The organism is Rhizobium sp. BK418 (assembly GCF_004341105.1).
Taxonomy (GTDB): Bacteria; Pseudomonadota; Alphaproteobacteria; order Rhizobiales; family Rhizobiaceae; genus Rhizobium.
The window spans coordinates 597,859-615,794 of the sequence record NZ_SLZK01000002.1 but is presented as its reverse complement, the minus strand read 5'-3'; the positions used below and the strand labels follow the sequence as shown (position 1 = coordinate 615,794).

General features: G+C 60.6%; 22 protein-coding genes. 9 read left to right on the top strand and 13 right to left on the bottom strand.

Annotated elements, in window-relative coordinates; translation table 11 throughout:
• Window positions 1–426: 426 nt before the first annotated feature.
• Window positions 427–1,302, top strand: a complete 876-nt coding sequence (locus EV281_RS09035; protein ID WP_132652753.1) for a transporter substrate-binding domain-containing protein — start codon at window positions 427–429, stop codon at window positions 1,300–1,302.
• A 159-nt stretch (window positions 1,303–1,461) separates the two neighbouring features.
• Here EV281_RS09035 and EV281_RS09030 read toward each other — a convergent pair whose 3' ends face one another.
• The 5 genes from EV281_RS09030 to EV281_RS09010 form a co-directional block, all read right to left on the bottom strand.
• On the bottom strand, window positions 1,462–1,875 hold the full coding sequence (locus tag EV281_RS09030) for a tellurite resistance TerB family protein (protein WP_132652752.1): 414 nt from the start codon (window positions 1,873–1,875) through the stop codon (window positions 1,462–1,464).
• 146 nt (window positions 1,876–2,021) lie between these two features.
• Complete coding sequence (locus EV281_RS09025; protein WP_132652751.1) at window positions 2,022–2,792, bottom strand: thermonuclease family protein; 771 nt, start codon at window positions 2,790–2,792, stop codon at window positions 2,022–2,024.
• Window positions 2,793–2,802: 10 nt separating this feature from the next.
• Window positions 2,803–3,471, bottom strand: a complete 669-nt coding sequence (locus tag EV281_RS09020) for a helix-turn-helix transcriptional regulator (RefSeq protein WP_132652750.1) — start codon at window positions 3,469–3,471, stop codon at window positions 2,803–2,805.
• A gap of 116 nt (window positions 3,472–3,587) precedes the next feature.
• The gene (locus tag EV281_RS09015) at window positions 3,588–4,232 is read right to left on the bottom strand and encodes a response regulator transcription factor (protein ID WP_132652749.1); all 645 of its coding nucleotides are present in this window, start codon (window positions 4,230–4,232) and stop codon (window positions 3,588–3,590) included.
• A gap of 90 nt (window positions 4,233–4,322) precedes the next feature.
• Entirely contained in the window at window positions 4,323–4,721 is a 399-nt protein-coding gene (locus tag EV281_RS09010) for a hypothetical protein (protein WP_132652748.1), read from the bottom strand.
• 114 nt (window positions 4,722–4,835) lie between these two features.
• Between EV281_RS09010 and EV281_RS09005 the strand changes: the two genes are divergently transcribed.
• Both EV281_RS09005 and EV281_RS09000 read left to right on the top strand, forming a co-directional pair.
• Window positions 4,836–5,189 carry a DUF952 domain-containing protein gene (locus EV281_RS09005; protein ID WP_132652747.1) on the top strand — a complete coding sequence of 118 codons (354 nt, stop codon included), beginning with the start codon at window positions 4,836–4,838 and terminating at the stop codon, window positions 5,187–5,189.
• On the top strand, window positions 5,186–6,274 hold the full coding sequence (locus tag EV281_RS09000; protein WP_132652746.1) for a quinone-dependent dihydroorotate dehydrogenase: 1,089 nt from the start codon (window positions 5,186–5,188) through the stop codon (window positions 6,272–6,274). The genes EV281_RS09005 and EV281_RS09000 overlap by 4 nt, the downstream gene beginning before the upstream one ends.
• Here the strand turns inward: EV281_RS09000 and EV281_RS08995 are convergent.
• From EV281_RS08995 to EV281_RS08985, 3 genes are read right to left on the bottom strand one after another with little or no spacing between them, the layout of a single operon-like run.
• On the bottom strand, window positions 6,250–7,596 hold the full coding sequence (locus EV281_RS08995) for an MATE family efflux transporter (RefSeq protein WP_132652745.1): 1,347 nt from the start codon (window positions 7,594–7,596) through the stop codon (window positions 6,250–6,252). The two genes, EV281_RS09000 and EV281_RS08995, sit on opposite strands and share 25 nt — an antisense overlap.
• Window positions 7,597–7,628: 32 nt before the next feature.
• Window positions 7,629–8,126, bottom strand: coding sequence for a CAP domain-containing protein (locus EV281_RS08990; RefSeq protein WP_132652744.1), 498 nt, complete (start codon window positions 8,124–8,126; stop codon window positions 7,629–7,631).
• Between the two features lies 1 nt (window position 8,127).
• Window positions 8,128–8,394 carry a DUF6460 domain-containing protein gene (locus EV281_RS08985; RefSeq protein ID WP_132652743.1) on the bottom strand — a complete coding sequence of 89 codons (267 nt, stop codon included), beginning with the start codon at window positions 8,392–8,394 and terminating at the stop codon, window positions 8,128–8,130.
• Between the two features lie 141 nt (window positions 8,395–8,535).
• On the opposite strand from EV281_RS08985, the gene EV281_RS08980 reads away from it, so the two are divergent.
• From EV281_RS08980 to EV281_RS31080, 3 genes are all read left to right on the top strand, one after another.
• Window positions 8,536–9,468, top strand: a complete 933-nt coding sequence (locus EV281_RS08980) for a methyltransferase (protein ID WP_132652742.1) — start codon at window positions 8,536–8,538, stop codon at window positions 9,466–9,468.
• 195 nt (window positions 9,469–9,663) lie between these two features.
• Window positions 9,664–10,299, top strand: a complete 636-nt coding sequence (locus EV281_RS08975) for a YitT family protein (protein WP_132652741.1) — start codon at window positions 9,664–9,666, stop codon at window positions 10,297–10,299.
• Between the two features lie 98 nt (window positions 10,300–10,397).
• On the top strand, window positions 10,398–10,565 hold the full coding sequence (locus EV281_RS31080; protein WP_165911861.1) for a hypothetical protein: 168 nt from the start codon (window positions 10,398–10,400) through the stop codon (window positions 10,563–10,565).
• Between the two features lie 68 nt (window positions 10,566–10,633).
• On the opposite strand, the gene EV281_RS08970 is transcribed toward EV281_RS31080, so the two are convergent.
• Window positions 10,634–11,095, bottom strand: a complete 462-nt coding sequence (locus EV281_RS08970) for a carboxymuconolactone decarboxylase family protein (RefSeq protein WP_132652740.1) — start codon at window positions 11,093–11,095, stop codon at window positions 10,634–10,636.
• A 30-nt stretch (window positions 11,096–11,125) separates the two neighbouring features.
• Window positions 11,126–11,626, bottom strand: coding sequence for an Rrf2 family transcriptional regulator (locus EV281_RS08965; protein ID WP_132652739.1), 501 nt, complete (start codon window positions 11,624–11,626; stop codon window positions 11,126–11,128).
• 95 nt (window positions 11,627–11,721) lie between these two features.
• On the opposite strand from EV281_RS08965, the gene EV281_RS08960 reads away from it, so the two are divergent.
• Window positions 11,722–14,232 carry a ligase-associated DNA damage response DEXH box helicase gene (locus tag EV281_RS08960; RefSeq protein ID WP_132652738.1) on the top strand — a complete coding sequence of 837 codons (2,511 nt, stop codon included), beginning with the start codon at window positions 11,722–11,724 and terminating at the stop codon, window positions 14,230–14,232.
• A 19-nt stretch (window positions 14,233–14,251) separates the two neighbouring features.
• Window positions 14,252–14,977 carry a ligase-associated DNA damage response endonuclease PdeM gene (pdeM, locus tag EV281_RS08955; RefSeq protein WP_132653218.1) on the top strand — a complete coding sequence of 242 codons (726 nt, stop codon included), beginning with the start codon at window positions 14,252–14,254 and terminating at the stop codon, window positions 14,975–14,977.
• A 31-nt stretch (window positions 14,978–15,008) separates the two neighbouring features.
• On the opposite strand, the gene EV281_RS08950 is transcribed toward pdeM, so the two are convergent.
• Together EV281_RS08950 and EV281_RS08945 are read right to left on the bottom strand one after the other, a co-directional pair.
• A complete protein-coding gene (locus tag EV281_RS08950) occupies window positions 15,009–15,590 on the bottom strand; it encodes a transglycosylase SLT domain-containing protein (protein WP_132652737.1) in 582 nt (193 codons plus the stop codon).
• Window positions 15,591–15,647: 57 nt separating this feature from the next.
• Window positions 15,648–16,565, bottom strand: coding sequence for an alpha/beta fold hydrolase (locus EV281_RS08945; RefSeq protein ID WP_132652736.1), 918 nt, complete (start codon window positions 16,563–16,565; stop codon window positions 15,648–15,650).
• A gap of 86 nt (window positions 16,566–16,651) precedes the next feature.
• Between EV281_RS08945 and EV281_RS08940 the strand changes: the two genes are divergently transcribed.
• A complete protein-coding gene (locus tag EV281_RS08940; RefSeq protein ID WP_132652735.1) occupies window positions 16,652–17,248 on the top strand; it encodes a TetR/AcrR family transcriptional regulator in 597 nt (198 codons plus the stop codon).
• On the opposite strand, the gene EV281_RS08935 is transcribed toward EV281_RS08940, so the two are convergent.
• Entirely contained in the window at window positions 17,235–17,795 is a 561-nt protein-coding gene (locus EV281_RS08935) for a dihydrofolate reductase family protein (protein WP_132652734.1), read from the bottom strand. The two genes, EV281_RS08940 and EV281_RS08935, sit on opposite strands and share 14 nt — an antisense overlap.
• Between the last annotated feature and the right edge of the window lie 141 nt (window positions 17,796–17,936).

Genomic DNA, 17,936 nt, shown 5'->3' with positions numbered 1-17,936 from the left:
GCCGGGCGTGATGCGTACCCGGTGCTTGGAAATCAATTGTTGCGGAACGATTCTTCGGTATTGCGCTGGCGGGGATACCTTAAGAGGTTCGACATGCGCATCATGCGGTCGGCAGGAGGGGCCGATGTCGTCGCCACAAGTAAGATGGGATATTGCTTAATTCCGCGCTAACGGTGCGTGCGATTCCTATTAGTTTTCGGGGGTCCCGCTGCTATCCCCGTAAAGACTGCGAAAATACAATCTGTGCTGAATGTCCGGGTAATTTGCATAGGGTCTTGCGCTTGAAGAGTCCGCTTTGAAGGTCGCGGCTTTCCTTTCGCGTCTCTCGGGGCTTGCGACGCGGCTTGGCCATATTCCCCGATGGCGTTGATTCTGTTACATCTCGACTGAGCGGCAAGCTCGCGCGCGATCTCTAGGCAGGGCATAATGGTGCAATCTAAACCGGCGTTTCTGGCTTCCGGACGGGTTTTCATCCTTTGCCTGGTTTCGATCGTATTGTTTTCGGCGTTTCCTGTTTTTGCACAGCAGGCGGGTTCGTCCGTGCCGCTGCTTTTCGATTCCCGCGAGCGCCTGGCAAAGCCTGATCTGTCCTCGCTCGTGCGCCTGCGCTTCCTGACCTCGGTGGATTTCCCGCCCTTCAATTTCACCGATCAGACAGGAAAGCTTGCGGGCTTCAACGTCGATCTCGCCCGCGAGATCTGTGCCGAGCTGGAGATTGCCGACAAGTGCCAGATCCAGGCGCTGCCCTTTGCCGACCTGCAAAAGGCGCTCGCCGGCTCACAGGGCGATGCCGTCATTGCCGGTATTGCCGTCACGCCGGAGCTGCGCCGCGAATTCCTCTTCTCCCGTCCCTATCTGATGCTGCCGGCCCGCTTCGTGCGCAACACCGCCGCCTCTGTGAAAGGGACGACGGCTGCCGGGCTCGCCGGCCATTCCGTCGGCGTCGTCAAGGATACGGTGCATGAGGCGATGCTTTCCGCCTTCTTCCCCGCTATCAAGGTACAGCCCTTCGACAACAGGGAAGCGCTGCTGGCGGCCTTGAAGGAACGCAAGGTCGATGCCGCTTTTGCCGATGCGCTGCAGCTTTCGTTCTGGGTCGCTTCGCCCGCATCGGACAAATGCTGTGCCTTGTTCGACGGTCCCTACACGTCAGAACATTTCCTCGGCGAGGGAATGACGATCATGCTGCGCCAGAACGACAGCGTGCTGACGGCGGCGATCGACCACGCGCTGGCAACACTCTCGCGCAATGGCCGCCTGCAGGAAATCTATCTGCGTTATTTCCCTTACGGGCTCTATTAAAGCAATTCCAGCAAAAGTGCGTAGCGGTTTTGCGTCCGGAATTGCGTGCAGAAAAGCAATTCCAGCAAAAGTGTGCAGCGGTTTTGCCTCCGGAATTGCGTGCAGAAAAGCAATTCCAGCAAAAGTGCGTAGCCGCGTTGCGTCCGAAATCCCGAAACCTCAGCCCTTGCGGAAGCGGGCGATCGCGCTGCGCTCGATGGCAGCACAGGTCAGCTTGTCGAGACCGAGACGGTCGCGCAGCAGGCTGAGCAGGCGCAATTCTTCAGCTTTGACGGAAAGATCGGCCGAGGCGACTTCGACCGCCAGCGCATAGGCCGTGTCGTAGAGCCGGGCAGGCAGCGTGTCACGCACCGTCTCCAGCACCACATCCAGCCCCTCCGGACCGGCCAGCAGCGAGGCGCAGTCGCGGGCGACGGAAATCAGATTGTCGTCGTCGAAATCGCGGAACACCGGCAGGAAGCCGATGAGCTGGCCGATCCTTTCCATTTCCCGGTCGTTCATAGTGCTGTCGACGGCGGATGCCATCACCATCACGTAGATCAGCGCGTCGTGGGCGGAAAGCGGCTTGTTCATGTCTGATTCCCTCTTCGATGAGCGGAGATTAGAGCCTTTCTTGGTCGGATTGAAGCATTCTGTTGACTCAAACGGAGTCCGATGGCGGCTCGATCAGGCAGCCCGTTTCGGCCAACCCGAAGGACGGTCACTACAAGGGATCACCATTATAACGGATCATTGGACTGCGGTCGTGGTGCAGCCGCCGGTCTGCGGCGCGGATCTTCGCCATGAATGCCCTGTTTTGCCTGTTTTGCCTTTTCTCCTGCGGCAGCAAGCGGCGAGCCGGGCTGAGCCTCCGCCCAGCCATTGTCCACGAGCCAGGCGCCGATATCCTGCTGCCCCAGTCGGCAGGACGCACTCGCCATGTCCTCCCACGCATCCGAAGGAAGATTACAATCGATCGTGCGGTTACGCAGATAAAGCCGCAATGCCGTCTTTGCCATCATGCCACACGGCCATTGCCTGCCTTCCGAGCCGCAGCTTTTGTCCACGGGCGTCTCGACGACATTGGCAATTTGAAGTCTGCGTTTGCCGAAGGAGAGGATTCCGGCGCTCTCCACCGTCGGCCGCAGCAACTCCACGCTGTCCTTTCCGTCTGATGTGGCTTGCTGCGGTTCAGTCGGCGCAGGAGTTTTTTGTGCTGCTCTATCCGCTGGCGCATTTCGGGGGGAAGCCCCGGCCGCGTTCCTGGACGGAGTAGCTGCCGGCCCGGCCGGCGCTGGCTCCGTTGCCCGGGCGATCAGCGCCGCATCCTCATCCGTCAGAGTTGCCGGCGGTTTTGCCGCGTCGGTATTTGCATCGGGCAGCGCCGCGGCCACGCTGTCCGCATCAGGGGCTGCTTCGCCGCCTCCATCGAGCCGCGCTTGCCCCGCCAAAAGCAGGCCGATCACCGCCGCTATCCCCGCGATACCTGTGACGAAGGCTGCAGGGCGCATGATTATTTTCCTATTGGCTGGCCCAGATGATTCGGGCAATCCATTCGACGTCGGAGAGCTCGACCGTTCGGTTAGGATGTTCGGGATTGAGCGACAGCAATTCGATGGAGCGCGGGCTCTGGCGCAGGAGCACCTTGGCCATGACTTCACCCTCGCGCGTCTTGACGACGACACGATCGTTGCGGCGCACCTGCGCACCGGGCTCCACGATCAGCACATCGCCGTCGCGATAGAGCGGCATCATGCTCTCGCCCTGCACTTCGAGCGCATAGACGCCGGCCTTCTGCGAGGGGCCGGCCGGAAATTCCACCACATCCCAGCCTTGCCCCGCGGGAAAGCCACCGTCGTCGAAAAAGCCGCCGGCGCCTGCCTGCGCAAAACCGAGCAGGGGAATGGAGCTTCCCTGTGAGGCAAAAATACTATCCGGCAGGCTGGCGGCGGCAGCACCTGCCGGCCGCATGAAGCCGAGAAACTGCTCCATGCTCGCGCCCGTTGCCTCTAGCACCTTGGCAATCGATTCCGTCGAAGGCCAGCGCAGGCGTCCGTCCACCGAGAGCCGCTTGGACTTGTTGAAAGAGGTTGGATCGAGCCCGGCCCGCCGCGCAAGACCCGACGGCGTCAGGTCATGCCGTTCGGCAAGCCTGTCGATCGCTCCCCAGATCTGGTCATGTGACAGCATATGCGTCCGGTCCCGCGGTCCATCCGGCCGCTTTCTATCGCCGGCAGATTAACCGAGGCATTTCCCCGAGTAAAGCGCAAATGAGGAATAAAATCCTGTCCTGCTGATAGGCAGCCTCAGGCGACCATAGCCATGTTGATCTTGCCGAGCTGGATGACCGCCTGCGTGCGACTGTCGACGTCGAGCTTCAGGAGGATCGCCGAGACATGCGCCTTGATCGTCGCTTCGGAAACGCCGAGCTCATAGGCGATCTGCTTGTTCAGCAGTCCTTCGCCGAGCATCGTCAGCACCCGGCTTTGCTGCGGTGTCAGCGTATGCAGCCGGTGGATGAGGTCGGCGACATCAGGGTCCTGTTCCTGTCCGCCACGATAGCTCTCCGGCATGGCAATGCCGCCCGCCAGCACCGTCTGAATGCTGCGGCGGATATCCTCGATACCCGAGGACTTCGAGATGAAGCCGGAGGCGCCAAGTTCCAGCGCCCGGCGGACCGTTGACGTATCGTCGGTCGCCGAGATGATGACGATCGGCAGGCTGATGAATTCCGAGCGCAGGGCCATCAGCCCCGAAAAGCCGCTGACACCCGGCATGGCAAGGTCGAGCAGCATGAGGTCGGCATCCGGGTTCTCACCCGCTGCCGTTCTTGCCGCAGCAAAATCTCCGGCCTCGACGATTGCCTGCCGGCCTTCCATACCGAGCACCGCTTGGCGCAGCGCGTCGCGGAAAAGCGGATGGTCGTCGGCAATGATGATGGTTTGTTGCATCGAAAACTCCCTCCCAAGAGCTCGATCCCGTCAGTCCTGCCCGGCTCCCCTGCACGAACATGACCCTCTACTTATATGAATATAACCAGATCAACTCCGCTGCGGAAGGGGATTGGCTTCGTCTTCCGCCTGGAATTCCCGCACAATTCCCATGAAACTGCGCATCATCCGTTCCATGATGCCAATCGAGCGGTCGACCTCCGCATCCGTCGGCAAGGCGGGACGGGCGGCCGCATTCTTTTCCAGCGCGCTGACACGGTCGGCAAGCCGGTCGAGTTCATCCTCGTAGACAGCGCGTTCGTCGGCCGCCATACGGCAGACCAGAGCGCCGTCCTTTTCCATGCAGAGCGACATCGCCCCCGTCTGCCGGTCGAGGCGCACGAAGTGGTCGCCGCTGCGTTCGAGCTGGAAACGTGCCGCGTCTGGTTCTGCCGCCAATGCCGCGAGCGGCAGAAGACCGGCGGCAAGCAGGATTGCAAATGCCTTCATCGTCTCATCCTCCGCAAAGCGTTGCGCCTGTCCGTTTTTGCGCCCCGAGGCGTGGACATCGCCGTCTCTTTGGGGCAAAGCCCTCCTCATGGAAGGCCAGCCAACGGGATCATCATGACCGCGACACCGACCCTTTACAAGATCGTGCCGGAGGCGCTCTGGCAGGAAGCCAGACAAACCGGCGTTTTTCATGGCGCCGGCATCGACCAGAAGGACGGCTTCATCCATTTCTCGACAGCAGATCAGGTCAAGCAGACCGCGGCCCTGCATTTTGCCGGCCAGACCGGCCTTGTCCTCGTTGCTGTCGATGGTCGCAATTTCGGCGATAAGCTCGTCTTCGAACCCTCGCGCGGCGGCGCGCTCTTCCCGCATCTTTATGCCGACCTGCCGCTTTCGGCCGTGCTCTGGGAGACAGAGTTGCCGCTCGACGATGCCGGCGTCCATATCTTCCCGGAGCTCGCACCGTGATCGATCCCTTCAAGCGCATCGCCCGCCGCGGCCTCTTCCTCGTCGATCCCGAAACCGCACATGGCATGTCGATTGCAGCGCTGAAGTCGGGCGTCGTGCCCGCCTGCCGCCTTGCGCCGGATCCGCGCCTGCGCCAGACCGTTGCTGACATCGACTTCCCCAATCCGCTCGGCATGGCTGCTGGCTACGATAAGAATGCCGAAGTGCCCGAGGCGCTGCTGAAGCTCGGCTTCGGCTTCACCGAAATCGGCACTGTTACGCCGAAGCCGCAGCCCGGCAATCCGCGCCCGCGCATCTTCCGCCTGGTGGAGGATGAAGGCGTCATCAATCGGCTCGGTTTCAACAATGAAGGCCACGAAGCAGCCTTCCGCCGCCTCTCGCAGATCGGCCGCGCCGGCATCGTCGGCGTCAATATCGGCGCCAACAAGGATAGCGAGGATCGCATCGCCGATTACGTCGCCGGCATCCGCCGTTTCTATTCCGTCGCCCGCTATTTCACCGCCAATATTTCCTCGCCCAACACGCCGGGCCTGCGCGATCTGCAGGCGCGCGAAAGCCTGGCCGCACTGCTGTCGGCAGTGCTGACCGCGCGCGATGAGGAAGCCGAGAAGGCCGGCCGAAAGATCCCGGTTTTCCTGAAGATAGCACCCGATCTCACCGAAGAGGGCATGGATGACATCGCCGCCGAGGCGCTCTCGCATGCTCTCGATGGCCTGATCGTTTCCAATACGACGCTTTCGCGCGACGGACTGAGGGATCAGGCCCAGGCGAAGGAGGCCGGTGGCCTTTCGGGCGCGCCGCTGTTCGAAAAGTCCACGACCGTGCTAGCCAAGATGCGCAAGCGCGTCGGTCCGGCCCTGCCGATTATCGGCGTCGGCGGCGTCTCCTCGGCCGAAACGGCGCTGGAAAAGGTCAGGGCGGGAGCCGATCTCGTGCAGCTCTATTCGTGCATGGTCTACGAAGGGCCGGGCCTTCCCGGCGCGATCGTACGCGGCCTGTCGAAGTTGCTTGATCGCGAGAAGGTTGCCTCGATCCGGGATATCAGGGATATCAGCGTGGATTACTGGGCAGCACGGAATGTCTGAGCCGCCCGCGGTTTGATCAGCACCACCAGGAAGAAACCGCGAAACAGCAGGAAGGCGTTCATCGCCAGCCACAGGCCGTGATTGCCGAAGAGCGGCACGAAGACGGCAAGCATGGCAAGATAGCCTGCAAAAGACATCAGCATGCGGTTGCGCATGTCGACGGACCATGTCGCACCGATGAAGACGCCATCCATTAAGAACGCAAGCGCTCCTGTCAGCCCCGTCACTGCTGCCCAGGGCAGATAGGTTTCTGCCGCTGCTTGTACTTCCGGCGAACTGGTCAGCCCGGAAATAAGTGCAGGGCCGGCGAAATAGAAGAAGGCGGAGATGATCGCCGCCAGCCCGAAGGACCAAAGGGTCGTGAGCCTCAAGCCTCGATCGAAGGCCGGTCGGTATTGCGCGCCGATCGCCCGGCCGGTGATCTGTTCGGCAGCATTGGCTAGACCGTCGAGATAATAGCCAGACAGCAGGAAGAAGTTCATCAAGACGGCGTTGGCCGCGAGCGTGATGGCGCCGAAGCTCGTGCCGATGCGGGTCATGATCGCAAAGGAGCCGATCAGCACGAAGGTGCGGATCAGGATGTCGCGGTTCAGCGCGAAGAGTTCGGCGAGCTTGTTCCGTGAAAACACCTCCATCCGGTTCGGCTGGTGTGCCCTGTCGAAACTGCGCAGCACGATGAAAAGGCCGACGATCGCGCCGGCCGTTTCACCTGCCATCGTGCCCCAGGCGACACCCGAGACACCCCAGTCGAGCGACAGGCCGAGATAGATGGAAAGCAGGATGTTGATCCCGTTGATCAGCGCCTGCAGCAGCAGCCCCGTCCGCCCCTGTCCTCGACCGAGCACGAAACCGAGAAGCGCGTAGTTGGCAAGCGCGGCCGGCGCGGCGAGAATGCGGATCGAGAAATAGGTGCTGGTTGCCTCGGCAATCCGGCCTTCCGCGCCCATCAGCTTCAGTCCGATGAAGATCAAGAGCGGTGACAGGATGAGCAGCGCCAGACCGGAGCCGAGCGCGGAAACGATCGCGCGCCAGAAGACCGCCTGCTGTTCATGCTGATCGCGTCGCCCAAGCGCTTGTGCCGTCAGCCCGGTGGTAGAAGCACGCAGGAAGTTGAAGCTGCCCATGATGAGATCGAACAGCATGGCGCCGATCGCCAGCCCCGCCAGCGCCTCGGGATCGCCCATATGGCCGACGACGGCGGTGTTGGTGATGCCGAGCAGCGGCGTGGTCATGAAGCCGAGCGTCATGGGAATGGCAATCGACAGCACGAGCCGGTGCGTTACGTCGAATGCCAATGTATTTCTGTTGCTGCCGGTATCCATATTTGCCTCATGATGACCGAGGCAGAATCGCCTCAGCTGGAAAGCACCATCGCCCAATAGGGCAGATTCTTCGAAGACGTATTATGTGCAACGGCAACGCCGATACCGCTATAGCGTCCGAGCATATTTTCCAGATGGTGGGGGGAATTGATCCAGGCGGTGACGACCGCATCGACGCTTTGCTGGCCGGACGCGATGTTTTCGGCGGCCGGCAGGGCAACACCGCTCGCCTTCACGCGGGTGCCGAAACTGTCGGTCATGCCCATCAGATGTGCCATCTTGCCGGCGCTTGCCATGCGCTTGGCCTGGAAGATGGCGGCCGCACTGGCGTGTGGATCGGCGCTGAGCGCCGGCAGGCCGTTCTTGGCGCGAAGCTGATTGACGAGGGGCAGCGCTGACGCTGTCTCGTCGACGGCATCGGACGGGGTAGTTGCAAATTTCGGGGTGGTCGTGCAGCCGGCGATGCCGGCCACTACCGCGAGACCTGAAAGCTGCAGCAGGCCGCGACGCGAAAGGATGATTGAAGCCATGTTATTTTCGATAGCTGAAAAGACGGATGATGATGAAGATCGGGATGACGATCGTGGCGCCGAGAAGCAGGTAGTCGCCGACGCGTCCAAGCGCCGCGAAGCCTTGCCGCCACAGGTGGAGCACGAAATCGCGGACGTTATAGATGAGCTCCCAGGGGGTAAGCCCGAAGATGGCCATGACGAAGCCGACGATCAGCGACACCACCAAGAGCTTGATGATCGTGCGGCCAATGGAATCGCCGAGAAACCTGTTCACCTGATCGGACATGCGCCATCTCCTGTTTGCCTTGAGATACGGTCGCGGCGATTCGCCCGCAAGCCTTTTCCGCCAAGACAGTACCGCCTCTGAGATAGGACTTGAGTTTTTTTGTGGCCGCCGCCAAATGCCGGCAAATCACAGGGCCTGATCATGCAACCAAGCCAGCTTTCCTCCGGCGATGTCATCGCCGACCGCCGTGCCGATTATGCGAAAATGCTCGATGAAGGCGGCGAAGCGGAAGCGGCCGCCGAACTGATGGAACAGGCGCTGGAACTCGTGCCTGCTTGGGCGGCAGGCTGGTATCGCCTCGCCACCTATCGCGAAAAGGCGGGCAAGGTGAACGCTGCCGTCGATGCCTATCGCCGCACGCTTGAGCTCGACCCCGAGGATATCTTTGGAGCGGGCCTGAAGCTCGTCCTGCTCGGCGATGCCGAGACGCCAAACCAGCCGTCCAGCCGCTATGTCGAGCGTCTCTTCGATGATTATGCCGATCGCTTCGAGACCTCTCTCGTCGAAAAGCTGGACTATTCCGTCCCCCAGAAGCTTGCCGCACTCGTTGCTTCGACTGGCCGGCACTACCAGCGCGCCGTCGACCTCGGTTGCGGCACAGGTCTGCTAGGCCCCGAGATCCGTTCTCGGGTCGCGCGGCTCGAAGGGTTCGATCTTTCGCAGAACATGCTGGCAAAGGCTGCCGAAAAGCATGTTTATGATCATCTGGCGCAGGCGGACTTGTCGCTATCGCCCGAGGCCTCCGGCGTTTTGGCGGACGGCGAACGGCACCGCGCCGACCTCGTGACGGCTGCCGACGTGCTGATGTATCTCGGCAATCTCGAAAGTGTCTTCGCGATCCTCGATGCGCTCGCCGCGCCTGGCGCCGATTTCGCGTTTTCAGTGGAAGATGGCGGTGAAGGAAACAGCTTCCATCTGGCGCCGTCGCTGCGCTACGCCCATTCCGAGATCTATGTGAAAGGGCTTGCGGCAGCTCACGGCCTCGAAATTCGTGAAATCGTCAAAACTACCATTCGCAAAGATGGCGGCAAACCAGTTTCCGGTATTCTGTTCCTTACGCGCAAAACCGTCTGAACGCATATTTCTTGCGATTTTTAAAATAGGTCAGCATTGCTTACGTATTTTGCTTGCGCGCAACCTTGATAGGCCTGATAATCTGCTCATTCAGCGGGAAAGCGACGCGCTCAAAAAGTGCGGCACGCGCCACATCCACCGTACATTTTCTCTTCCTCCGGCCTGACCGGAGCAGCCGCTATCGGAGATCGCGACATGAGCCAGCTCATCAGTGCCCTCGGTTTCTGGAATACCACCGCGACGCGCCACACGCCGGTCGAGGATGTGCAGGGCATATTCTCCGGCAGCCTCGTTTCCGCGCTCGGGCTCTATGTGCTCGCCAGCGCCGGCCTTCTCACCGGCAGCACCGCCGGCATCGCCTTCCTCCTGCATTATGCCTTCGGCGTGAACTTCGGCCTCGCCTTCTTCCTGCTCAACCTGCCCTTCTTCTATCTCTCGTGGAAGCGTCTCGGCATGGCCTTCACGATCAAGACCTTCATTGCCATCGGTTTGACCTCCTTGCTAACCAGCCTGCAGCCGAAGGTCATGGAGATTGCCGCCATCCAGCCGGCCTGGGCAGCACTTCTTGGCGGTCTGCTTCTCGGTTACGGCCTTCTTGCGCTCTATCGCCACCGCGCCAGCCTCGGCGGCGTCGGCATTCTCGGCATCTACATGCAGGAGCGTTTCGGCATTCGCGCCGGCCTCGTACAGCTGGCCATCGACATGTGCGTGCTGGCGGCCGCCTTCTTCATCACCACGCCGCCGGTTGTTTTCTATTCCGTGCTTGGTGCTGTCGTGCTCAATCTCTTCGTCGCCATCAATCATCGCGCCGACCGCTACATCGCTTTGTAACCTTACAAAACGGTAAGCTGTTCTAAACAAAACGTAACTTGCCTGTGATCGGTACAGGCGCGACACTTCTCCTCGCGCCGGATATGATGAGGTAAGCTATGTCAGATCTGGAAAAGCTTGTCAGACGCCGCATGCAGGAAGAATACGCCAAGGGCGCTTCCGCAGAGGAAATCGCGAAAGTCGTCCGCAACATATTCAACAGCATCGACCTCTCGGGCAGATTGCCTGACGCCGGTGCCATGAGGGCCGTCGCAAATCGCAAGTGATCGTAGTGTCAACCGACCCGAAACCTTCGGGTCGGTCGCCGGGATGAATCCCTATAAGCAGATATTTATCAGGCGGCCTTCTGCGGCGCATCGATCGGATGCTGGGCACGGAAGCCGACAGCAAGCCGGTTCCAGATGTTGATCGTGCCGATCGCAACCGTGATCTTGGTCATTTCTTCTTCGGAGAAATGCGCCTTCAGGGCCTCGTAATCGGCATCCGGCGCACCGGTTTCCGCAATCTTCGTCACCGCATCGACCCAGCCGAGCAGGGCGCGCTCGCGAGCGTCATAGACGGGCGATTCCCGCCACACGCACATCAGGTTGATCCACTGTTCGGAAAGCCCGTAATGGCGTGCTTCTTTCGAATGCATGTCGACGCAATAGGCGCAGCCATTGATCTGCGAAGCGCGAAGCTTGATCAGATGGATGAAGCGCTTATCCAGTCCGGATTCCTGCACATATTGTTCCAGTGCGGCGACGGCCTTGTAGGCATCCGGAGCGGCTTTGCCGAAGTTGAAACGTGCTTGCATGGTATGTCTCCTTGGGTTGGGGGGGGCGGCTCATCGAGCCATTTTTCTCTCGTGCATTTCCATGAAGGCGCAGCCTCTGGCGGCGATCCCGCCGTCATCATCTGCGGAAAGTTCGGCCAGGATATCGGCGACGCTGGTATTCGCGAGTTCGGCGCGATAGGCGCGCTCGGCTCTCAGCATTGCCGCCGTGATCTGGCAAGGCTTGGTGAAATAGCGCTGCGGCAACGGGTTCGGTCCGCGCTGACGGATTTCCGAGCAGCGGAAGGCCGGAGCCGGTCCCTCAACCGCGAGCACGATATCGAGCAGCGAAATATCCTCCGGCTTCTTCGCCAGCCGGTAGCCCCCCTTCGGTCCGGGTACCGTCTCCAGAATTCCGGCTCCCGAAAGCGCCTGCAGATGCTTCAACAGATAGCTCGTCGACACGCCGTGATATTCGGCAAGTGCCGCCGCCGAAAGCACGCCGCCCTCCGAAAGCCCTGATAGTACCGCCGTGCAATGAATACCCTGTTCGACACCGTCACCGAGTTTCACAGCCTATCTCCTTAATCATGGATATAATTTATCCACGATTATAGCGGAGAGTCAATAGCGCTTCTATTCGTCGGCGTTTGAACTACATTTGCCCCGTGGATCAGATTGAAACCGACGCCAGCCTCGCATTGCCCGCCCCCTTCCTCCGCTGGTTTGCGGAAAAGGGCTGGCGTCCCCGCGCCCACCAGCTCGAACTCCTGTCTCGCGCCGAAGCAGGCGAGAGTACGCTGCTGATCGCCCCGACTGGCGCCGGCAAGACCCTTGCCGGTTTCCTGCCGTCGCTGACCGATCTCACAAGGCGCGGTAAGATCCCGCCGGGTTCTGCATTTACCGGCATCCACACGCTTTATGTCTCGCCGTTGAAGGCACTGGCCGTCGATATCGAACGCAACCTTATGAAGCCCGTCACGGAAATGGGCCTGCCGATCTCGATCGAAAACCGCACCGGCGACACGCCGAACGCCAAGCGTCAACGTCAGAAGCTCAACCCGCCCGATATATTGCTGACGACGCCGGAACAGGTGGCGCTGCTCCTGGCAAACCGGGAAGCGGAGCGCTTCTTCAAGGATTTGAAATACGTCATCTTCGACGAGCTGCACTCGCTCGTCACCTCAAAGCGCGGCCACATGCTCTCGCTCGGCCTTGCCCGACTGCAAAGGCTGGCGCCCGATCTGAAGACGATCGGCCTCTCGGCCACGGTCGCCGATCCCCTGGATCTGCAGAAATGGCTGGTGGCGCAGGAGGAAGACAAGGCCAATCACGCCGGCCTCGTGCTCGTCGAAGGTGGCGCCAAGCCCGATATCTCCATCCTCAATACGGAAGAACACATTCCCTGGGCCGGCCATTCCGCCAAATACGCCATTCCGGATGTCTATCGCCTGCTGATCGACCACAAGACCACGCTGCTCTTCGTCAATACCCGCTCGCAGGCCGAAATGCTGTTTCAGGAGCTTTGGACGGTCAACGAGGAGAACCTGCCGATCGCGCTCCACCATGGCTCGCTCGATGTTGCCCAGCGCCGCAAGGTCGAAGCCGCCATGGCCGCCAACCGGCTGCGGGCCGTCGTCGCCACCTCGACGCTCGATCTCGGTATCGACTGGGGCGATGTCGATCTCGTCATTCATGTCGGGGCACCGAAGGGGGCCTCGCGCCTTGCCCAGCGCATCGGCCGCGCCAATCACCGCATGGACGAGCCATCCAAGGCGATCCTCGTTCCCGCCAACCGTTTCGAAGTCATGGAATGCCAGGCAGCGCTCGATGCAAACTACATCGGCGCGCAGGATACGCCGCCCGTCGGCCGCGGCGGGCTCGATGTGCTTGCCCAGCACGTGCTCGGCATGGCCTGTGCCGAGCCCTTCGACATGCTGGAACTCTACGACGAGATCACCAGCGCCTCGCCCTACGCCGATCTCCCATGGGAAACCTTCGAGCGTGTTGTCGATTTTGTCGCGACCGGCGGTTATGCCCTGCGCACCTATGAGCGTTATGCCCGCATCCGCAAAACCAAGGAAGGCAGGTGGCGTGTCTCCAACCCGCAGGTCGCCCAGCAGTATCGCTTGAACCTCGGCACGATCGTCGAAGCTTCGATGCTGAATATCCGCATGGCCAAACGCGGCGAGGGCGGCAGGCTCGGTCGCCCCGGCGCGGTGCTTGGCAAGGTCGAGGAATATTTCCTCGAGCAGCTTGCGCCGGGTGATACGTTCATCTTTTCCGGCAAGGTGCTGCGTTTCGAGGGTATCAGGGAGAGCGAGGCGCTGGTCAGCCCGGCCTATTCCTTCGATCCGAAAATCCCGTCCTATAACGGCGGCAAGTTTCCGCTCTCGACCTATCTCGCCGATCAGGTCCGCTCGATGCTGGATGATCCGGACCGCTGGCACCGACTGCCGGATCAGGTGCGCGACTGGCTCTCCCTGCAGAAGGAAAAATCCCTGCTGCCGAAGCACGACGAGCTACTGATCGAAACCTTTCCCCGCGGCAGCCGCGGCTACATGGTCGTCTATCCCTTCGAGGGGCGGCTGGCGCATCAGACGCTCGGCATGCTGCTGACCCGGCGTCTGGACAGGGCAGGGGCAAAACCGCTCGGCTTCGTCGCCACGGACTATTCTCTCGGCATCTGGGGCCTTGAGGATCTCGGCCTGATGATCGCCAATGGCCGCCTCAGCCTCTCCGATCTCTTCGATGAAGATATGCTGGGTGACGATCTCGAATCCTGGCTGAACGAATCTTTCCTTTTGAAGCGCACCTTCCGCAATTGTGCCGTGATTGCCGGATTGATCGAGCGGCGTCATCCGGGAAAGGAAAAGACCGGCCGGCAGATCACCGTCTCGGCCGACCTGATCTACGATGTGCTGAGAACCCACGAGCCGGACCACATCCTGCTGCAGGCGACCCGACAGGATGCGGCAACGGGCCTTTTGGATATTTCCCGCCTTGGCGATATGCTCAAGCGAATCAGGGGCCATATCACCCACCGGGCGCTGGACCATATTTCGCCGCTTGCCGTACCGGTGATGCTGGAAATCGGTCGGGAATCGGTGCCGGGTCAGGCTCATGACGCGCTGCTCGCCGAAGCCGCCGACGATCTGATCGCCGAGGCGATGGCTTGAAATTGGATTGACGAGAGTGATGAACCGCCTTGCGCTGGCGCGCGACACGACTGGGCTTGCCGCAATACCGGGCGTCGAAACCGCCATTCATGGTATTGCCGCCGTCTGCGATCCGCTTGGCGCGCTCTATCTGCCGGATGCCGGCATGCTCGTCGTGTCCGACCTGCATCTGGAAAAGGGCGCGGCTTTTGCCCGCCGCGGCATGATGCTGCCGCCCTATGACACGCTGGCGACACTGACAGTTCTTGCCGCCGTCGTCTCCCGCTACGATCCGAGGATCGTCATTTCGCTCGGCGATAATTTCCACGATCGCGTCGGCTCCGAGCATCTGCCGGATGCCTTCCGCACGCAGATCGTCCAAATGGCTCGCGGCCGCGAATGGATCTGGATCAATGGCAATCACGATCCTGACGGTACGGTGGATTTGCCCGGCAGCTGCTCGGACGAACTCTGCTATGCCGGCCTGACCTTCCGGCATGAGCCGCATGAAGGATTGCAAAAAGGCGAGATTGCCGGCCACCTGCATCCTGCCGCCACCGTTCGCCGCCGCGAAAGATCCGTCCGCCGTCCCTGTTTCGCGACGGATGGCGCCCGCCTGCTGATGCCGGCTTTCGGCGTCATGAGTGGAGGACTCGACCTTGGCCACAAGGCGATGACAGGTCTCTTCGACAAGACCTCCTTGATTGCCCACCTGCTCGGCCGCGACCGGATCTATTCGGTCCGTTATGGCAATTTGCGCGGCTGATACCCGCTCCCTTCACTGGGAGGGGAAGGGCTCAATTACATCCCTGCAACTGCTGCTGATAGGTGCCCGCCATTCGTGCGAACTTCTGCGCAGTCTGCTGCAGCTGTCCATTGTTGCGCCAGTCGCCGCGCTTGTAGCCGGTCGGGCCGGAATAATAGGCGAGGTAGAGGTTGTAGGCGTCGTTGAGCGGAATACCCGTCGCCTGGGCGTTGCTGTAGTGGTACCAGCCGATGAAATCGATCGCGTCGGCGAAGTTCGTGCGCCGCGCCGCCCAGTTGCCGGTTTCGGACTGATAGTGGTCCCATGTCCCGTTCAACGCCTGCGAATAGCCATAGGCGGTCGACGGACGTGTCCAGGGAATGAAGCCGAAGAGTTTCGTGCGCGGCGGTCGTGCATAGGGCTGGAAGCCGGATTCGACATACATGGTCGCCATCAGGATCGGCACCGGCACGCCGTATTTCTTCTCGGCACGCTCCGCTGCCCCCTGCCAGCTGGTGAAGAGGCCGTCCTTCTGATCGAAAACAGCGCAGATATTACGCGTCTGGCGCGGCGCCGTCGCGCAGCCGGCAAGCAAAGCCAGCCCGACGACCGCAAGCACGGTGGGAGTACGCATGATACAAACCTCTCATTTTCGAGAGATTACTAACTCGTAAACGTTAAAGAGCGGTTTTTATGCGAATACGAGATATTCTGGTGGTCTTTTGCCAGGCCAGGGATTGGTCCCGTCTCGCAGCCAGAGCAGGCTATCAAGCCAGAAACCAGAGGCGTGCCGCGCATGAAAAAGATCGAAATGCCCGATTCTGGAAAACCCGAGATCTTCCGGCCTCAGCAACACCTCCTCCACTTGGGCATTGCGATAGTGAGAAAAGCCGCGGCGCAGGGCTTGAACGGTGGCGATCTCGTCGTCCGAAACGGTGAGGCTGAGAACAGGCGCGCGAAAGTTCTCGAAATGCCTTGACGCCGGCTCTTTCCACCCCCGCTGAAAAGCCCAGTCGAGCGCGACATCCTTCGGCAGATCCTCGAGCCAGCCGAGGCGCCGTCCCGGAAAGTAACCGAATAGCAATGTGGTTGCCGGCATGACGACGTGCCATTTCAAAAAGAGCCGCCATCGCCGCGTCTCCGCATAGTCCCGCCAATGCCCATACTGCGCGCCGATAGCAAGCACGCGCGTTATGCCTTCGGTACTGGCCGAGAAGCCGGGCAAAAAGCCCCCGATGCTATGGCCGACGACCAGCAATTGCTCGCCGGGGCGTTTGTTTTCCATGAAGAGACGCGCTGCATCGAAATCTTGCTCGCCCCAGTCCTGCCAGCGATAGCCCGAGCCTTTCAGTCGCGCCGGACGAGACAAGCCGATACCGCGATAGTCATAGGTCAGCACATCGAAGCCATGTTCCGCGAGAAAGCGCGCGTAGTAGTGATAGTAGCGCGCCACAACGCCCGTTGCCGGATTGATGATGACGCTGCCATTTCCGCCATTATCGGCGCCGTTCCAGAAATGACCGCGGAGTTCTACGCCGTCGCGGCAGCGGATCGAGACGGATTTTGCTTCTCGTGCAAGCTCGCTCTGCCTCCGTTTGGCCTCGGGCATGTACCATCTCCTCTATTGACGTTTCGCCGGGATGATAGGCGGAAGCCAGCGTTGATGACACTCACTGGTCGGTATACATTGGCCGAATGGCGAGATCAGGATCCGATACGCGCGAACGCATTGTCGCGGCTGCTGCAAAGCTCTTCTACAGCGAGGGTGTCAGGGCGGTGAGCGTCGATGCGGTGGCCGAGAAGGCCGCAGTCACGAAGCGCACCCTCTACTACCATTTCGACAGCAAGGACGAGCTGATCGCCGCTTATCTCGAAACCCGCGACCAGCCCAATCTTGCAGTGTATCGTCGGTGGTTAGCGGAAACCGATGGGGATCTGTCGGCGAAGATAAAGGGCATTTTCGAGAATCTGGCTCGCTCGGCCCGACACCCCAAATGGAAGGGCTGTGGCTATCTCAGAACATCGGCCGAACTCGCCAATATGCCCGGCCATCCCGCCATCAAAGTCGGTGCCATACACAAGAAGAATGTCGAGGCTTGGCTGACGTCTCTCTTCGAAGAACAGCATCTCGCCGAGCCACTAAAACTTGCCCGTCAGATTGTTTTGCTGCTCGACGGCTCGTTCGCCGCTGTGCTGCTGCATCGCGATCCGACCTACATGGAAACTGCGGGCGAAGCGGCCGCAGCCCTGGTGGCTGCAGCCTGCGCAGACAAATGGATCAGGCTGCCCTGACCGGCTGGTAGCGCAGGATCACGGCACCGCTCTTCGTTACCGACGAGTCGAGCAGTTTCAGCGGCTGCTGTCCAGCCGCCGGCTTGAAGTGCGGATTGCCGCCGCCGAGGATGACTGGAACGAGGCAGATGCGGATTTCATCCACCAGCCCCGCCTTCAGCATGGTATCGACAAGCTCGGCGCTGCCGAAAATGAAGATCGTTTTGCCGTCCTCTCTCTTGAGCTTTCCCAGTTCGGAAACCGGATCGCTGACGACGCGCGTGTTGTTCCAGTCGGCTTTCTCCATGGTCCTGGAGACGGCGAGCTTGGCAATACCGTTCATATAGGCCTTGATCTTATCTTCGTTCTCGGCGGTCGGCCAATAAGCGGCCATGCCCTCATAGGTCTTGCGGCCGAAAACCAGCAGGTCGCCTTCTTCGCCGAATTGCTCGGCATATTTTTCCAGCTCCGGCCCCCAGGCCAGATTGTGGAAGTCGATATCCCACGGCTTCGATCCTTCGAAATAGCCATCCAGCGTCATCAGGTTCCAGACAACAAGCTTCCTCATTTTATCCTCCATCCACTCTGCATCAAAGTTAAAACTGGTGGCATTTAGAAACTAGTTAAAGCTAGCGTGACTGATAGCGAAATGCAAGCGGTTTTGGGAGGCAGAGGAAAAATCCTTTGGCCGGGCTCCAGCTGACGTCTG

Bases quoted from the DNA above. Each gene is read 5' to 3' on its own strand.
- EV281_RS08945 (WP_132652736.1), bottom strand. From the start codon at position 16,565: ATGCCCGAGGCCAAACGGAGGCAGAGCGAGCTTGCACGAGAAGCAAAA.
- EV281_RS08950 (WP_132652737.1), bottom strand. From the start codon at position 15,590: ATGCGTACTCCCACCGTGCTTGCGGTCGTCGGGCTGGCTTTGCTTGCC.
- EV281_RS09015 (WP_132652749.1), bottom strand. From the start codon at position 4,232: ATGCAACAAACCATCATCATTGCCGACGACCATCCGCTTTTCCGCGAC.
- EV281_RS08975 (WP_132652741.1), top strand. From the start codon at position 9,664: ATGAGCCAGCTCATCAGTGCCCTCGGTTTCTGGAATACCACCGCGACG.
- EV281_RS09030 (WP_132652752.1), bottom strand. From the start codon at position 1,875: ATGAACAAGCCGCTTTCCGCCCACGACGCGCTGATCTACGTGATGGTG.
- EV281_RS09010 (WP_132652748.1), bottom strand. From the start codon at position 4,721: ATGAAGGCATTTGCAATCCTGCTTGCCGCCGGTCTTCTGCCGCTCGCG.
- EV281_RS09005 (WP_132652747.1), top strand. From the start codon at position 4,836: ATGACCGCGACACCGACCCTTTACAAGATCGTGCCGGAGGCGCTCTGG.
- EV281_RS08995 (WP_132652745.1), bottom strand. From the start codon at position 7,596: ATGGATACCGGCAGCAACAGAAATACATTGGCATTCGACGTAACGCAC.
- EV281_RS08980 (WP_132652742.1), top strand. From the start codon at position 8,536: ATGCAACCAAGCCAGCTTTCCTCCGGCGATGTCATCGCCGACCGCCGT.
- EV281_RS09035 (WP_132652753.1), top strand. From the start codon at position 427: ATGGTGCAATCTAAACCGGCGTTTCTGGCTTCCGGACGGGTTTTCATC.
- EV281_RS08935 (WP_132652734.1), bottom strand. From the start codon at position 17,795: ATGAGGAAGCTTGTTGTCTGGAACCTGATGACGCTGGATGGCTATTTC.
- EV281_RS08940 (WP_132652735.1), top strand. From the start codon at position 16,652: ATGGCGAGATCAGGATCCGATACGCGCGAACGCATTGTCGCGGCTGCT.
- EV281_RS08990 (WP_132652744.1), bottom strand. From the start codon at position 8,126: ATGGCTTCAATCATCCTTTCGCGTCGCGGCCTGCTGCAGCTTTCAGGT.
- EV281_RS09020 (WP_132652750.1), bottom strand. From the start codon at position 3,471: ATGCTGTCACATGACCAGATCTGGGGAGCGATCGACAGGCTTGCCGAA.
- EV281_RS09025 (WP_132652751.1), bottom strand. From the start codon at position 2,792: ATGCGCCCTGCAGCCTTCGTCACAGGTATCGCGGGGATAGCGGCGGTG.
- pdeM (WP_132653218.1), top strand. From the start codon at position 14,252: ATGAACCGCCTTGCGCTGGCGCGCGACACGACTGGGCTTGCCGCAATA.
- EV281_RS08985 (WP_132652743.1), bottom strand. From the start codon at position 8,394: ATGTCCGATCAGGTGAACAGGTTTCTCGGCGATTCCATTGGCCGCACG.
- EV281_RS08970 (WP_132652740.1), bottom strand. From the start codon at position 11,095: ATGCAAGCACGTTTCAACTTCGGCAAAGCCGCTCCGGATGCCTACAAG.
- EV281_RS31080 (WP_165911861.1), top strand. From the start codon at position 10,398: ATGTCAGATCTGGAAAAGCTTGTCAGACGCCGCATGCAGGAAGAATAC.